Source organism: Streptomyces sp. NPDC004435 (assembly GCF_042873895.1).
Taxonomy (GTDB): Bacteria; Actinomycetota; Actinomycetes; order Streptomycetales; family Streptomycetaceae; genus Streptomyces.
This window is the reverse complement of record NZ_JBIAMB010000002.1, coordinates 325,245-340,578: the sequence shown is the minus strand read 5'-3', so window position 1 is coordinate 340,578 and position 15,334 is coordinate 325,245. Positions and strand designations below refer to the sequence as shown.

11 protein-coding genes are annotated in these 15,334 nt (G+C 73.2%); 6 read left to right on the top strand and 5 right to left on the bottom strand.

The genetic code is table 11. The features are described 5' to 3' along the window. Window positions 1-233 precede the first annotated feature (233 nt). The 5 genes from ACFYT9_RS04740 to ACFYT9_RS04720 all read left to right on the top strand — a co-directional run bounded on the left by ACFYT9_RS04740 (window position 234) and on the right by ACFYT9_RS04720 (window position 5,239). Window positions 234-1,079, top strand: coding sequence for a M24 family metallopeptidase (locus tag ACFYT9_RS04740; protein WP_376599177.1), 846 nt, complete (start codon window positions 234-236; stop codon window positions 1,077-1,079). Then, window positions 1,079-2,878 (top strand): SDR family oxidoreductase, encoded by a 1,800-nt coding sequence (locus ACFYT9_RS04735; RefSeq protein WP_389160941.1) that lies wholly within the window; start codon window positions 1,079-1,081, stop codon window positions 2,876-2,878. Before ACFYT9_RS04740 ends, ACFYT9_RS04735 begins: the two co-directional genes overlap by 1 nt. Window positions 2,879-3,095: 217 nt before the next feature. After that, window positions 3,096-4,037: a MerR family transcriptional regulator gene (locus ACFYT9_RS04730; RefSeq protein ID WP_389160939.1), complete on the top strand. Its 942-nt coding sequence runs from the start codon at window positions 3,096-3,098 to the stop codon at window positions 4,035-4,037. Window positions 4,038-4,133: 96 nt separating this feature from the next. Further along, window positions 4,134-4,676 (top strand): RNA 2'-phosphotransferase, encoded by a 543-nt coding sequence (locus ACFYT9_RS04725; protein ID WP_389160938.1) that lies wholly within the window; start codon window positions 4,134-4,136, stop codon window positions 4,674-4,676. A gap of 104 nt (window positions 4,677-4,780) precedes the next feature. Then, complete coding sequence (locus ACFYT9_RS04720; RefSeq protein WP_389160936.1) at window positions 4,781-5,239, top strand: hypothetical protein; 459 nt, start codon at window positions 4,781-4,783, stop codon at window positions 5,237-5,239. Between the two features lie 24 nt (window positions 5,240-5,263). Here ACFYT9_RS04720 and ACFYT9_RS04715 read toward each other — a convergent pair whose 3' ends face one another. Next, on the bottom strand, window positions 5,264-6,487 hold the full coding sequence (locus ACFYT9_RS04715; protein WP_389160935.1) for a hypothetical protein: 1,224 nt from the start codon (window positions 6,485-6,487) through the stop codon (window positions 5,264-5,266). A gap of 189 nt (window positions 6,488-6,676) precedes the next feature. Then, a complete protein-coding gene (locus ACFYT9_RS04710; RefSeq protein WP_387272103.1) occupies window positions 6,677-7,579 on the bottom strand; it encodes an LLM class flavin-dependent oxidoreductase in 903 nt (300 codons plus the stop codon). A 278-nt stretch (window positions 7,580-7,857) separates the two neighbouring features. Here ACFYT9_RS04710 and ACFYT9_RS04705 point away from each other — a divergent pair, with 278 nt between their 5' ends. Continuing rightward, window positions 7,858-8,778, top strand: coding sequence for a Cof-type HAD-IIB family hydrolase (locus ACFYT9_RS04705; RefSeq protein ID WP_389160934.1), 921 nt, complete (start codon window positions 7,858-7,860; stop codon window positions 8,776-8,778). 87 nt (window positions 8,779-8,865) lie between these two features. On the opposite strand, the gene ACFYT9_RS04700 is transcribed toward ACFYT9_RS04705, so the two are convergent. The 3 genes from ACFYT9_RS04700 to cydB form a co-directional block, all read right to left on the bottom strand. Then, a complete protein-coding gene (locus ACFYT9_RS04700; protein ID WP_389160932.1) occupies window positions 8,866-10,581 on the bottom strand; it encodes a GAF domain-containing sensor histidine kinase in 1,716 nt (571 codons plus the stop codon). 19 nt (window positions 10,582-10,600) lie between these two features. Further along, window positions 10,601-14,185 carry a thiol reductant ABC exporter subunit CydD gene (gene cydD / locus ACFYT9_RS04695; RefSeq protein WP_389160931.1) on the bottom strand — a complete coding sequence of 1,195 codons (3,585 nt, stop codon included), beginning with the start codon at window positions 14,183-14,185 and terminating at the stop codon, window positions 10,601-10,603. 128 nt (window positions 14,186-14,313) lie between these two features. Beyond that, window positions 14,314-15,318: a cytochrome d ubiquinol oxidase subunit II gene (gene cydB, locus ACFYT9_RS04690; protein ID WP_389160930.1), complete on the bottom strand. Its 1,005-nt coding sequence runs from the start codon at window positions 15,316-15,318 to the stop codon at window positions 14,314-14,316. Window positions 15,319-15,334 lie beyond the last annotated feature (16 nt).

Below are 15,334 nucleotides of genomic sequence, written 5' to 3'. Positions count from 1 at the left end.
CCACAGAGGTCGTCAGCCCTACGGATCGAATCCTCTCCGACTTCCGGCGTACGGACCCTGAGAGAAGGTCGCGACGAAAGTCGTTCGGCGCCCCGGCCGGTGGTTGCGGGCCGAGTTTTCCACAGGGGGTTATGCACACCCCTTGACGTAGCCCTCGGGCATTGTCACATTCATCGGTGTCAAGTTACGGACGCGTAGTGCGACCGGACGCTCACACCGGACGGGCGGGTGGCATGACCTCAGCAGTGGCAAGCGAACTGACCGCGGAACTGCGGGGGTTCAGGGAAGTACAGCGGCTCTCCTACGCCTGCGCGGAAGCGGTCTCGGCCCAGCTCAGGCCCGGCGTCACCGAGCGCGAGGCGGCGCGGATGCAGCGCGAGTGGCTGTACGAGCGCGGGGTGAAGGACTGGTTCCACCGGCCTTTCGCCTGGTTCGGCGACCGCACCGCCTTCACCGACTTCAGGATCCCGCTGCAGTTCTTCCCCACCGACCGGCGGCTCGAGGCGGGGATGCCCTTCATCCTCGACATGGCACCCGTGTACAAGGGATACACCGCGGACGTCGGCTACAGCGGCTGCCTCGGGCTCAACCCACTGCACGACAAGCTGCTCGCCGACCTGCGCGAGCACCGCGAGCTGATCCTGCGCGAGGTGCGCGAGCGGCGCAGCCTGCGTGAGATATACGAGGACGTGGACCGGCTCATGGTCCGCCAGGGGTACGCCAACCGGCACCGGGCCTATCCGTTCGGAGTGATCGCCCACAAGATCGACCGGGTGAAGGAGCGGCGGTTCGCACCGACCCTGTTCGGCTTCGGCACGCAGTCCCTCAAGGGCCTGCTGAGCGACGCCGTGCACGGCCACCGGGACGGCTGGTCGCCGCTCTGGTCCCCGTACAAGTTCTCCGACCACCCGCCCGCTCCCGGGCTCTGGGCGGTCGAGCCGCACCTCGGTTTCCGGGGGACGGGCGCGAAGTTCGAGGAGATCCTGGTCGTCACCGACTCCAGGGACCCCGAGCAGAGCGCGTTCTGGCTGGATGACGACCTGCCGCACGTGCGGCGGTGGAACGAAGGAGCGGTGTGATGGCGGGCGCGGGACTCGACGGGGCGCGGGAGCGCCGGGTCCGGACGGGCGGGATCGAGCTGTGCGTCGCCGAGCTCGGCGAAGCCGACCGGCCGACGGTACTGCTGGTGCACGGCTACCCGGACTCGAAGGAGGTCTGGTCCGAGGTCGCGGTGCGGCTCGCCGAGGAGTTCCACGTCGTGCTGTACGACGTGCGGGGCCACGGGCGTTCGACGGCGCCGGCGCCGCTGAGGGGCGGCTTCACCCTGGAGAAGCTGACCGACGACTTCCTGGCCGTCGCCGAGGCGGTCAGCCCCGACCGGCCGGTCCATCTGGTCGGGCACGACTGGGGCTCGGTGCAGTCCTGGGAGTTCGTGACCGTGAAGCGTACCGAGGGCCGGATCGCCTCCTTCACGTCGATCTCCGGGCCCTCGCTCGACCACTTCGGGCACTGGGTGAAGCGCCGGATGGCCCGCCCCACCCCGCGCCGGGTCGGGCAGCTCCTCGGGCAGGGCGCCAAGTCCTGGTACGTGTACGCCCTGCACACCCCGGCCCTGCCGGAGCTGGCCTGGCGCGGTCCGCTGGGCAAGCGCTGGCCGAAGCTCCTGGAGCGGGTGGAGAAGATCCCGGCGGGCGAGTACCCGACGCCGTCACTGCCCAGCGACGCGGCCAACGGCGCCTGGCTCTACCGGGACAACGTCCGGGCCCGCCTCTCCCGGCCGCGCGCCGACGCCTTCGCGCACGTGCCCGTGCAGCTGATCACGCCGACCGGGGACGCCTTCCTCTCCGAGCGCCTCTACGACGACCTGGGTGCCTGGGTGCCGGAGCTGACCCGGCGCAGCCTGCCGGCGAAGCACTGGGTGCCGCGCACCCGGCCCGACCGGCTGGCCGACTGGATCACGGACTTCGTCCGCACCCACGAGGAGCCGCAGACGCGTGCGCCGCGGCCGGTGGCGGAGGCGACGGCCAAGCGCGGGGTGCGACCGGAGTACGCGGAGCGGTTCGGCGGACAACTGGTGCTGGTCACCGGCGCCGCCAGCGGCATCGGGAGGGCCACCGCCTTCGCCTTCGCGGAGGCCGGGGCGCGGGTCGTCGCGGTGGACCGGGACGGCGAGGGAGCGGCCCGGACGGCGGAGATGGCACGGCTGATCGGCGCCCCCGGCGCCTGGGGCGAGACGGTGGACGTCTCCGACGAGCAGGCGATGGAGAAGCTGGCCGCCAAGGTGGCCGCCGACCACGGCGTCGTCGACGTCCTCGTCAACAACGCGGGGATCGGCCTTTCCGGCTCCTTCTTCGAGACCACCAGCGAGGAGTGGAAGCGGGTCCTGGACGTCAACCTGTGGGGCGTGATCCACGGTTGCCGGATATTCGGGGCGCAGATGGCCGCGCGCGGGCAGGGCGGCCACATCGTCAACACCGCCTCGGCGGCGGCCTTCCAGCCCTCGCGGGCGCTCCCGGCCTACAGCACCTCGAAGGCGGCGGTGCTGATGCTGAGCGAGTGCTTGCGGGCCGAACTGGCGGGCCGGTCCATCGGGGTGAGCGCGATCTGCCCCGGCATCGTGAACACCAACATCACGGCGACGGCCCGGTTCGCGGGGGTCACGGACGAGGCGGAGGAGAAGCGGCGGCAGCGGAAGGCCTCCCGGCTGTACGGGCTGCGCAACTACCCGCCGGAGAAGGTCGCGGACGCGATCCTGGGGGCTGTGCTGCACGACCGGGCGGTGGTACCGGTCACCCCGGAGGCCCGGGGCGTCCACGCCCTCTCCCGGCTGGCCCCGGGCGCCCTGCGCGCGCTGGCCCGCTGGCAGCCGCCGGCGTAGCGGGACGCCGGTCGACCGGCGGGGACGGGGTTCGGCCGTCTGTTTGGGGGGCGGTCCGGGCGGGCGGGGTAGGGGTTCCGGTCGTCCGTCCGGGGCCGGGGCGGGCGGGGTAGGGGTTCCGGTCGTCCGTCCGGGGCCGGGGCGGGCGGGGCGGTCGTACGATCCCTCGCAGGAGGGACCCCGCGCGGGGTGGAGCGATCGGCCGGTGGGAGCGGGTTTGTCCGAGCAGTCAGCAGTGCGACCGGAGTACCGGATCGAGGATCTCGCCCATCACAGCGGGGCCACGGTGCGGACCATCCGCGCCTACCAGGACCGCGGCCTGCTGCCCCGCCCGGAGCGGCGTGGCAGGTCGAACGTGTACGGGGACAGTCATCTGGCCCGGCTGCGCCAGATCGCGGACCTGCTGGACCGCGGGTACACGCTGGCCTCGATCAAGGAGCTGCTCGACGCCTGGGACACCGGCCGAGGTCTGGGCGGGGTGCTCGGGCTCGTCGCGGAGGTCCAGGGGCCCTGGACGGACGAGGAGGCCGCCCGGATCACCCGCGCCGAGCTCGACGCCCGCTTCGGCGGCACGCCGGACGAGGAGGCGGTCAGGGAAGCGGTCGAGCTGGGCGTGCTGGAACGGATCCCGGGCCGGGATGCCGAGGAGTATCTGGTCCCGAGTCCTCAAGAGCTGGCGGTGGCGGTGGAGTTGTACGCGGCCGGCGTCCCCCTTTCGGCAATCACCGGGCACCTGCGGGAACTTCGGGAGCAGGTCGAGCACATAGCGGGCCGTTTCCTGGAGTTCACCACCGAGCACGTCTTCGCCCGATACCTGGAGCACCGCCCTCCGACGGACTCCGACGCGGCCGAGGCGGCCACGATGGTCCGGCGCCTCCGCCCGCTCGCCCAGCAGACCGTGGACGCGGAACTGGCCAGAGCCATGCGCATTCTGGCGACCCGTCACCTCCAGATCCACCTCTCCCCCGAAGCGCCGCCCGCACGGGACGACGAGCCCCGACCGGTGCAGATCCCGGCCGACACGATCAGGGCCGTACAGAAGCTGGTTGGCACGGAGAACATCGCGACCTTCGTGACGGCTGCCACCGAACGCGAGCTCAACAAAAGGACATTGGACACATTGACGGTAAATGCCCTTAATTCTCCCACAGTTCACTAAACCATTTGATTCTTCAGAGCGGTTGTCCACAGAATCGTCAACTGGCCTGTGGATAAATCACTTTGGTTGTGGATCAAACCTGAACGGGGAAGAACGATGGACGAACGCCGCACGGTGAAGGTCTCGAAGTACCTGTCGAAGCACCTCCGCCACCAGCCCGAGCGGATCGGGCTGACGCTCGACGAGCACGGCTGGACGGAGATCGACACCCTGCTCGCCGCCGCGACCGGCCACGGCTTCCCGATCAGCCGCGCGGAGCTGGACCACGTCGTCGCCACCAACGACAAGAAGCGGTTCGCCGTCGAGGGCACCCGGATCCGGGCCAGCCAGGGCCACACGATCACCGTCGACCTGGACCTGCCGGCGGCCGAACCGCCGACGTACCTCTACCACGGTACGGTCGCCGACCGGCTTCCCGCGATCCGGACCGAGGGGCTGCGTCCCATGGCACGCCACGACGTGCACCTCTCCCCCGACCGCGAGACGGCCACCAGGGTCGGGGCGAGACGCGGCCGGCCTGTGGTGCTGAGTGTGGACTCCGGCGCGATGCACCGAGCGGGCCACGAGTTCCGGGTCAGCGCCAACGGGGTCTGGCTGACGGCGGCCGTACCGGCGGAGTACATCCGTTTCCCCGCCTGACGGGGAAGGCTCCACGCCCCACATGGCCCCCGCCACGGGGCCGCCCACGCCATGGCTCACGGGCGACGCCAGGCACCCGTGCGCGGCTGAGGCATGATCAAGCCATGTCGCACCCGCACCCGCACCTGCCCAGCACCCAGGCCGCCGTGACCGCCGTCCGTGCGGTCGCGGAGGAGTTCCACCTGGAGATCACGGTCACCGACGACATCGGCGCGGACCAGACCTCGCGCCGGACCTCGGCAGGAGCCTTCAACGCGCTCGACGAGGACGGCTCGTTGCCGCACGAGGCGTTCATCGAGCTCGGCGGCTCCCCTTACGTCTCGGTGCAGCTCTATCCCGAGGGCGACGCCCGGATCACGGTGGACGGCGTCGAGTTCGCCGACGTGCCGAGGGACGCCGTCCCCGGCTTCGTCCGGGCGATCCACACCGGCCTGGCCCATGTGAAGGGACGGTTCTTCCCGCCCGGGCAGTGGCTGATCGTCCCCGTCCCCGGCGGCAGCACCTACAAGGAGCTCGTCCCCTCGGTGACGCTCACCCCGTGGCTCAGCAGCCGGTTCCGCTGACGGAAGGGCCCCGCCTCGGCGAACTCAGCTGACCCGTCCCTCTCCCCACAGCAGCCGGGCGGTGGCGAGGAGGACGACCGGGTGGGGGCCGCCGTCCCCGGTGGGCAGGACGAGGACCAGTTCCGCGCCCTCGTAGGGAGCGCCGATCAGCACGGCGTCGCGGCGAACGCCGAACGCGAGCGGCTCGACGTCCACGTCGTCGCCCGGGTCGTACGCCCCGCCCTTCCCGCCCTCGCCGCCGCCTTCGCCGTCGTCACCGTCACCGTCGTCGTCGTCGAGGACGCTGTAGGAGGCCATGTCGACGGAGAACAGAGGGCTGCGCACTCCGGCCTCGCCGAGGCCGTGGACCCGCACCTTGCCCTCCCCGTCGACCGCCACCCGCACACGCAGAGCGGGCAGCCCGACCCGTCGCCGTACCGGGCAACGGTGGAGGGCGCGGAATCCGGCGGCCGACAGGAAGATGCCCGGCACCGCCGCGACCAGGGCGAGCAGCTGCCAGCCGAAGGCGTCGTACGGTTCGGCGACGAGGCGCCGCCACGAGCCGTCCTCCAGCACCGTGACGGTGGCGCCGAGGCGGTGATCCTCGGGGTAGATGGACTCGATGTCGAGCCGGCGCCCGTCGTGGGTGCGGAGCCGTACCGATACGTCCGTACGGCTCGTGACCTCGGCCTCGGTACGCGTCGCCCGGGCCGCCCGGTCCTCGTCGACGTGCACACCGCGCAGGCCCATGAGCGTGGCGGCGACGGCGACGGCGCACAGGGCCATCCCTCCGACCAGCCGGCCCTTCCCAGGCAGTGGCAGGCTGACGGGACCGAGAGTGCGGATGACCGCGCCGGAGGCCCGTTCGAAGACCCTGCGCTGCCGACGACGGGCGTTCAGGCGGTCGCACGCGGCCGCCCAGCAGAAGGCGAGAGCGGCGAGCACCGCCGCGTTCGCCACCCCGGAGGCCGTCCCGGGGGCGGGGAACTGCTCGGCCGCTATAAGGAAGGCGAGCGGCGGGGCGGCGACGAGGGTGAGTTCGGGGAGCCGGGCGTTCCAGCACAGCACGCCGATGGCCAGGGCCGTCTGCGCCGGGTCGATCCAGTCCGGGCCGCACGGGGCCGCGTCGCTGCACACCGGCATCGGCTCCGTGACGAACGCCGCGGCCACCGCCACCAGCAGCGCCAGCACGGACCAGAGCGGCCGCGCCCACCGACCGGGCCCCGCCGCCGACCAGGCCGCCGCGCCGATGCGCCGCCATTCGGGCACGCCGTCGACCAGAGGACCGGGCGGAAGGGACACCGGGCTCGGTACCGGACCCGGACCCGGACCGAGGCCAAAACCAGGGCTCGGGCTCGAACTCGAGTTCTGGCTCGGGTTCTGGCTCGGGGGTGCGGGCGAGGGCATGGCAGGAGTATGCGGGAGGCCCCGCCCCATACCGGCGGCGGGACCTCCGGGTCAGCCGAGGCGGCCGAGGGCCTCCGTGGCGATGGTCTCGAAGACGGCCTGATCGGCCGCGAAGTCCGAGTCCTGGATCGGCCAGTGGATGACGATCTCGGTGAAGCCGAGGTCGCGGTGGGTCCCGGCGAAGTCCACGAAGCGCTCCAGGGAGTCGAGCACCGTGTTCTTCTCGGGCGTGAAGCTGGTGAGCAGGATCTTGTCGAGCTCGGCCACGTCCCGGCCGATCTCCGCGCACGCCTTGCCGAGCCGCTCGACCTGGCCGCGCAGGGCCTCCACGGACTCGGCCGCCGTACCCGTCTCGTACAGCTTGGGGTCACCCGTCGTCACCCACGCCTGCCCGTGCCGCGCGGCGAGCCGCATCCCGCGCGGGCCGGTCGCCGCCACCGCGAACGGCAGCCTGGGGCGCTGCACGCAGCCGGGAATGTTGCGCGCCTCGTCGGCCGAATAGAACGTGCCGCTCTCTGTCACCGCGTCCTCGGTGAGCAGCCGGTCGAGCAGCGGGACGAACTCGGCGAAGCGGTCGGCCCGCTCCTTCGGCGTCCAGGACTCCTGTCCGAGCGCGGTGGCGTCGAAGCCGTTGCCGCCGGCACCGATGCCGAGGGTGACCCGGCCGCCGGAGACGTCGTCGAGCGAGATCAGCTCCTTGGCCAGGGTCACCGGGTGCCGGAAGTTGGGCGAGGTCACGAGGGTGCCGAGGCGCAGGCGCTCCGTGGCGGTCGCGGCGGCGGTGAGGGTCGGCAGGGCGCCGAACCACGGGCCGTCCCGGAAGCTGCGCCAGGACAGGTGGTCGTAGGTGTACGCGGCGTGGAAGCCGAGTTCCTCGGCGCGCTGCCACGTGGCGCGGCCGCCCTCGTGCCAGCGGTCGACAGGCAGGATCACGGTGCTCAGACGCAGGCTCATGCCCCGAGCGTACGTCGGGCGGCCCCGAGCGCTCCTCGGGCGCCCCGAGCCCCCGCTCACCCTGGCGGCACGTACGAGCCCCGGCCCGCCCCACGCGCCCCGGCCCGCCCCACGCTCCCCGAGCCGCCCCACGCACCGCGACCGCACCCGCACCCACATCCGCGCCCCCCCGTCTCACCCCACCCCCGCCCGCACCCGCACCCGCCCGCACCCACCCCGCCCCACTCAAATGTGCAGGGACCCGCACGCACGTGCGTCCGGTGCGGCACCATGGGGAGGTGACCTCTCCCCGGCCCTCCTCCCGACCCGCCGTCCGGCTCATCGCCACCGACCTCGACGGCACCCTCCTGCGCGACGACAAGTCCGTCTCCGAGCGCACCGTCGCCGCCCTGGCCGCGGCCGAGCGGGCGGGGATCGAGGTCTTCTTCGTCACCGGCCGCCCGGCCCGCTGGATGGACGTGGTCAGCGACCACGTCCACGGCCACGGCCTCGCCATCTGCGCCAACGGCGCGGCCGTCGTGGACCTGCACGCGGGCGGCACGTTCCTGGAGGTCCGGCCGCTGCCCCGGCCCGAGGCCCTCGACGTCGTACGGACCCTGCGGGCCGCGGCCCCCGGCACCAGCTTCGCCGTCGAACTGACCACCGGCATCCACTACGAGCCGCTGTACCCGCCCTTCTTCCTCGACCCCGGCGCCACCGTCGCCACCGCCGAGAAGCTCCTCTACGAGGAGACGCCGGGCGCCGCCGCTCCCGTGCTGAAACTGCTCGCCCAGCACCCCGACCTCGACCCCGACGTCTTCCTGGCGACGGCCCGGGAGGCCGCCGGGGACCTGGCCTCCTTCACCCGCTCCAGCCCCACCGCGCTCATCGAGATCAGTGCCCTCGGTGTGTCCAAGGCGTCGACGCTCGCCCTCTGCTGCGCGGAGCGCGGCATCACGGCGGACCAGGTGGCGGCCTTCGGCGACATGCCGAACGACATCGAGATGCTGAGCTGGGCGGGCCGCTCGTACGCGATGGGCAACGCCCACCCCGAGGTGATCGCCGCCGCCTCCGGCCGCACCGTCGGCAACAACGAGGACGGCGTCGCCGTCGTCATCGAGCAGCTCGTCGCCGAAGCCCTCGCGGCCCGGCCCACCCAGCCGACCGCGCCCACCCAGCCGACCGCTCCGACCCGGCCGGCACCCGCGGACCCCCTCTAGCACCCGCCCGCCCGCGGCGCCCTCTCTCGGCGGCGGCCCACCACTGCCCCGCCATGAGCGTCCGACGGGCCCTCCGCCCGGCCCCCGCTAAAGCGGCGCCTCCCACACCACCGATGTACCGCCGCCGTCCTCGGCCAGGCCCGGGCCGCACCAGCTCGCGCCGCCGAGGGACTCGGCGCGGCGGGCGAGGTTGCGCAGACCGCTGCGCCGACCGCCCTCCGGCAGGCCGACGCCGTCGTCCGCGACCATGAGCCGCACCCCGGGCGAACCGTCCGGCAGGGTCACCGTCGCGTCGACGACGACCTCGATCCGGCTCGCCCCGGCGTGCCGGAAGGCGTTCGAGAGCGCCTCGCGGAGAGCGGCGATCAGGTTCTTGCCGGTCAGCTCGCCGACGGTGGCGTCGATCGCGCCGAGGAACCGGTGCGCGGGCTTGAAGCCCAGCGGCACCGCCGCCATGTTGATCTCCCGCAGCACGCGCGTGCGCAGCCCCGACGGGGCCTCCGCCGGGCCCTGCTGGAGCGCGAAGATCGCCGTACGGATCTCCTGGATGGTCACGTCCAGCTCGTCCACGGCCTTGCCGACGCCCTCCTGGACGGCCGGCACGACCGCCTTCCGCTGGGCGCTCTCCAGCATCATCCCGGTGGCGAAGAGGCGCTGGATGACGAGGTCGTGCAGGTCGCGGGCGATCCGGTCGCGGTCCTCGAAGACCGCGAGCCGTTCCCGGTCGCGCTGTGCCTCGGCCATCATCAGCGCGAGCGCGGCCTGCGAGGCGAACTGGGTGGCGAGGGTCCGCTCCGCCTCCGAGAACGGGCGGGCGCCCCGGGCGCGGGGCATCGCGAGCGCGCCCAGGACCCGGCCCCCGCTCTGGAGCGGCAGCAGCATGCTGGGCCCGTACGGCGAGGTCAGCCGGCTGATCATGCGCGGATCGGTGGAGGCGTCCTGGACGAAGACCGCCTCGCCCTCCAGGAGCAGCTCCACGACCTGGCTCTCCGGCGGGATCACCACCCCGAGGGACTTCGTGCGCCGTGGCGAGGAGACGGCGACGATCTCCAGGCCCCCGTCCTCCGCCGGCAGCAGCACGATCCCGGCGTCCGCGTCGGCGAGCCGCCGCGCCTGTTCGGCGACGACGGCGAGGGCGTCGTCGGCGTCGCCACCGGAGAGCAGCGCGGTGGTGACGGCGACCGAACCGTCGATCCACCGCTCGCGCTGGCGCGCGGCCTCGTAGAGGCGGGCGTTGCCGATGGCGATGCCGGCCTCGGTGGCGAGGACCCGGACCATGTGCTCGTCGTAGTCGTTGAACTCCTCGCCGCTCCGCTTCTCCGCGAGGTACAGGTTGCCGAAGATCTCGCCCTGGACGCGGATGGGGACACCGAGGAAGGTCCGCATGACCGGATGGCCGGGCGGGAAGCCGGCCGACCTCGGGTCGGCGGAGAGGTCGGCCAGCCGGATGGTCCGCGGGTCGCGGATGAGCGCGCCGAGCAGCCCGGCGTGTCCGTCCGGGCGGCGGCCGATGCGCCGGGCCACGTCGTCGCCGACGCCGTACGTGACGAAGTCGGAGAGGCCCTTGCCCTCCTCGTCCACGACCCCGATGGCCGCGTAACGGGCGTCGGCCAGTTGGGCGGCGGTCTCGCAGATCCGGTCGAGGGTGGTGTGGAGTTCCAGCCCGGTGCCCACCGACCGCATCGCTTCGAGCAGCTGCGGCACGCGGGCGGTCAGCTCCGTGGACAGCCCCTGGAGACTGCGGGTGGCCTCGGTGGCGGCGACCAGGGGGTCCGGGGAATCGGGCGTGGCGGCGGCGGTCATGCCCTGAGCCTAGTTAGTCCTATTTGGAGAGAAAAGTCGGACGGTCGGCGGGGATCGCCGCGATGCCGTCGAGGAGGAGATCGGTCTCCCTCTCCTGCTCCAGCATCCGCCGCAGCGGCCCCTCCTCGGCGGCGAGCTCGGCGAACGGTCCGCGCTGCACGGTCCGGCCGCCGTCCAGGACCACCACCTCGTCGACCGCGTCGAGCCCGCGCAGCCGGTGGGTGATGAGGACGGTGGTACGCCCCTCGGTGGCGCGCAGCAGGTCGTCGGTGAGCGCGTCGGCGGTGGCCAGGTCCAGGTGCTCGGCCGGCTCGTCGAGGACGAGGACCGGGAAGTCGGCGAGGAGGGCGCGGGCCAGCGCGAGCCGCTGCCGCTGCCCGCCGGAGAGCTTCGAGCCGTGCTCGCCCACGAGAGTGTCGAGTCCCTCGGGCAGGCCGTCCACCCAGTCGAGGAGCCGGGCCCGGCGCAGCGCCTCCCACAACTCCTCGTCGCTCGCGTCCGTCCGGGCGAGCCGCAGGTTCTCGCGTACGGAGCTGTCGAAGAGGTGCGCGTCCTGCGCGCACAGTCCGACGAAGCGCCGGACGTCGTCGCCGTCGAGCGTCGTCGCGGCGACCCCGCCCAGCCGGTACGAGCCCCGCTCGGCGTCCAGGAACCGCAGCAGCACCTGGGCGAGCGTGGTCTTGCCGGAGCCCGAGGCTCCGACGACGGCGACCCGCCGCCCGGCGTCCAGGGTGAGCGCGAAGCCGTCGAGCGCGGGCCGGTCCTGCCCGGCGTACCGGGCGGAGAGCCCGGCCAGTTCGAGCGGGAACGGCCCGGCCGGGGGAGCGACGGCCACAGCCGGCTCGTGTACGGGGACGGGCGCGTCCAGCACCTCGAAGACCCGCTCGGCGCTGTGCTTGACCCGCTGCCGGTACTGCACGGCCAGCGGCAGCCCGGTCACGGCCTCGAAGGCGGCGAGCGGGGTGAGGACGACGACCGCGAGGGCGACCCCGTCGAGCCGCCCGTCGCGGACGGCCTGCACGCCGACGAAGGCGGCGGCCACCACCGTGAGACCGCACACCACCGCCGAGAGCCCGGCCCCCAGCGCCGCCGCGGCGGACTGGCGGGAGGCGATGCCGGTGAGCGTACGGTCGGCCGCCCGGGCCCGGCCGAGCCGGTCCCGCAGCGCCCCGGCCACGGTCAGCTCGGCGCAGCCGCGCAGCGGATCGGCCACGGCGGTCGCGAGCGCTCCGCGCGCCGGGGCGAGCCGCCGCTCGGCCCGGCGGGCCAGCGCGGCACCCAGGGGCGGCACGAGAACGCCCGCCACCAGGAGGCCCACCGCGAGCACGGCGCCCGCCTCGGGCAGCAGCCAGGCGGTGAAGCCGACCGAGCCGAGCCCGACGACGAGCGCGGCACCGGCCGGCAGCAGCCAGCGCAGCCAGTAGTCCTGGAGGGCGTCGACGTCGTGGACGAGCCGTGCGAGGAGGTCGCCGCGCCGGGCGCGGCGCAGTCCGGCGGGGGCGATCCGCTCCAGCCGGGCGTAGACGGAGACCCGGAGTTCGGCGAGCATCCGCAGCACGGCGTCGTGCGAGACGAGCCGCTCGGCGTACCGGAAGACGGCCCGCCCGATGCCGAAGGCCCGGGTGGCGGTGACCGCGACCATCAGGTGCAGCACGGGCGGCTGCTCCGAGGCCCGCGAGATGAGCCATCCGGAGACGCCCATGAGTCCGACGGCCGAGCCGAGCGCCAGGCTGCCGAGCAGCAGCGCGAGCCCCATCCGGCCCTTGAGCCCACCGGCCATGGCCCGCACCCGCGCGAGCACCCCCTGCCCGGCCGCGGGTACGGGCTCCGCGGCGGCGAGCACCGCGTCCGGCACGGGCACGGTCGCGCCGAGGGCCGAAGTGCGTTCGGCGGCCACCGTGTCGGCAGCCGTCTTTCCGGCAGCCGTCACAGCGACGGCCACCTCGCCGGCGGCCTCCGCGCGCTCGCCCGGCGCCCCGATCGTCACGACCCGGTCCGCCACCGCCAGCAGCGCCGGCCGGTGGACGACCAGCAGCACCGTCCGCCCCACGGCGAGCCGCCGCACGGCGTCGACGATCCCGGCTTCCGTCTCCCCGTCCAGCGCCGCTGTCGGCTCGTCGAGCAGCAGCAGCGGCCGGTCCGCGAGGAAGGCCCGCGCCAGCGCGAGCCGCTGCCGCTGGCCGGCCGACAGCCCGGCCCCGTCCTCTCCGAGCACGGTCCCGATCCCCTCGGGCAGCCCGGCCACGAACCCGTCCGCCCCGGCGTCCCGCAGCGCCTTCCGCACCTGTTCGTCACCGGCCTCCGGCCGTGCGAGCCGCACGTTCTCGGCGATGGTCCCGGCGAAGAGGTACGGCCGCTGCGGCACCCACGCGATCCGCGACCGCCAGGCGTCCAGGTCCAGCTCCGCCAGATCCACGCCCCCGACCCGTACGGCTCCGCCCGCTTCCGGCTCCGTGAAGCCGAGGACGACGTCGAGCAGCGTCGACTTCCCCGCGCCGCTCGGCCCGACGAGGGCCACCGTCTCCCCCGGCTCGACGGTGAGGGTCGCCGCGGCGAGCGAGGGCTCGGCGCGCCCCGGGTGGCGGACCGTCACCCGGTCCAGTTCGAGGCGGGCTCCGGACGGAACCATCCTGGTACCGCCCTCGCGGACCGGGGTCTCCAGGACGTCGAAGATCTCCTCGGCCGCGGCGAGCCCCTCCGCCGCCGCGTGGAACTGCGCGCCGACCTGGCGCAGCGGGAGATACGCCTCGGGGGCGAGGACCAGGATGACGAGCCCGGTGTAGAGGTCGAGGGTGCCGTGGACGAGCCGCATCCCGATGGTGACGGCGACGAGCGCCACCGAGAGCGTGGAGAGCAGTTCGAGGGCGAAGGAGGAGAGGAAGGCGATCCGCAGGGTGCGCATGGTCGCCTGCCGGTAGTCGGCGGTGATGGCTCGGATCGAGGTGGCCTGAGCCTTGGCACGGCCGAAGACCTTGAGCGTGGGCAGGCCGGCGACGACGTCGAGGAAGTGGCCGGAGAGCCGGGAGAGCAGCTTCCACTGCCGGTCCATCCGGGCCTGGGTGTACCAGCCGATCAGAATCATGAAGACGGGGATGAGCGGCAGGGTGACGACGATGATCGCGGCCGAGACCCAGTCCTCGGTGACGATCCGCGCGAGGACCGCGAGGGGGACGACGACCGCGAGGCCGAGCTGGGGCAGGTAGCGGGCGAAGTAGTCGTCGAGCGCGTCCACGCCCCGGGTGGCGAGCGCGATGAGCGAACCGGTGCGCTGTCCGCCGAGCCATCCGGGTCCGAGGGCGGTGGCGCGTTCGAGGAGCCGGCCGCGGAGTTCGGACTTGACCGCCGCGCTCGCCCGGTGGGCGGCGAGCTCGGTGAGCCAGGAGACCAGCCCGCGCGCCACGGCGACCCCGGCGAGCAGGAGCAGGGGAGTGGTGAGAGCGGAAACCGAGAGGCCCTTCTGGAAGGACCCCACGACGACCTCGGCGATGAGCATCGCCTGGGCGATCACCAACGCCGCCCCGACCAGGCCGAGGACGACGACCGCGACGAGGAAGACGCGGGTCGCGCGGGCGTACCGGAGCAGACGCGGGTCGATCGGTTTCACGTGAAACATGCCCCTCTGGAAGAAGCGCCCGGGGCATCTGTTTCACGTGAAACATGCCCCCTGGAGGAAAGCCGCCCGGGCCCTCGCGGGCCCGGGCGCCGCCGGCCCTGGCAGCGCCGGCGGGTGCCCTAGTGGGCGGCGTCGGCGATGTGCTGGGTGCCGATCCGCTTGCGGAACACCCAGTAGGTCCAGCCCTGGTAGAGCAGGACCAGCGGCGTGGCGATGGCCGCGCACCACGTCATGATCTTGAGCGTGTACGGGCTCGACGAGGCGTTGGTGACGGTCAGGCTCCACGCGGGGTCGAGCGACGACGGCATGACGTTCGGGAAGAGCGCCAGGAACAGCATCGCGACGGCGGCGGCGATCGTCACCCCCGAGAGCGCGAACGACCAGCCTTCGCGTCCCGCCTTGATCGCGCCGATCGCGCCGACCAGCGAGACGGCCGCGATCACCATCGCCGCGAAGCTCCAGCTGTCACCCGTGTCGACCTGGGTCCAGATCAGGAAGGCGAGCGCGAGCACCGCCGTGACCAGGCCCAGCTTCACCGCGAGGGCCCGGGCCCGGGTGCGGATGTCGCCGACCGTCTTCAGCGCCACGAAGACCGCGCCGTGGAAGGTGAAGAGGGTGAGCGTGACGAGTCCGCCGAGGATCGCGTACGGGTTGAGCAGGTCCCAGAAGGTGCCGACGTACTCCATGTTCCGGTCGATCTTCACGCCCCGGACGATGTTGCCGAAGGCCACGCCCCACAGGATCGCGGGGATCAGGGAGGTCCAGAAGATCGCCTGCTCCCAGTTGCGCTGCCAGTTCTCCTCGGGCCGCTTCGCCCGGTACTCGAAGGCGACACCCCGGACGATGAGGCAGACCAGGATGATCAGCAGCGGCAGGTAGAAGCCGGAGAAGAGGGTCGCGTACCACTCGGGGAAGGCGGCGAAGGTCGCGCCGCCGGCGGTCAGCAGCCACACCTCGTTGCCGTCCCAGACGGGTCCGATGGTGTTGATGAGCACCCGCTTCTCGGGCCGGTTCCGGGCGAGCAGCTTGGTGAGGATGCCGACTCCGAAGTCGAAGCCCTCCAGGAAGAAGTAGCCGGTCCAGAGGACGGCGATGAGTACGAACCAGACGTCGTGGAGTTCCATGCCTCGATCTCCTGAG

Excerpts from the sequence above, each read along its gene's own strand:
- ACFYT9_RS04740 (WP_376599177.1), top strand. The coding sequence starts at position 234 with ATGACCTCAGCAGTGGCAAGCGAACTGACCGCGGAACTGCGGGGGTTC.
- ACFYT9_RS04735 (WP_389160941.1), top strand. The coding sequence starts at position 1,079 with ATGGCGGGCGCGGGACTCGACGGGGCGCGGGAGCGCCGGGTCCGGACG.
- ACFYT9_RS04725 (WP_389160938.1), top strand. The coding sequence starts at position 4,134 with ATGGACGAACGCCGCACGGTGAAGGTCTCGAAGTACCTGTCGAAGCAC.
- ACFYT9_RS04720 (WP_389160936.1), top strand. The coding sequence starts at position 4,781 with ATGTCGCACCCGCACCCGCACCTGCCCAGCACCCAGGCCGCCGTGACC.
- ACFYT9_RS04710 (WP_387272103.1), bottom strand. The coding sequence starts at position 7,579 with ATGAGCCTGCGTCTGAGCACCGTGATCCTGCCTGTCGACCGCTGGCAC.
- ACFYT9_RS04700 (WP_389160932.1), bottom strand. The coding sequence starts at position 10,581 with ATGACCGCCGCCGCCACGCCCGATTCCCCGGACCCCCTGGTCGCCGCC.
- cydB (WP_389160930.1), bottom strand. The coding sequence starts at position 15,318 with ATGGAACTCCACGACGTCTGGTTCGTACTCATCGCCGTCCTCTGGACC.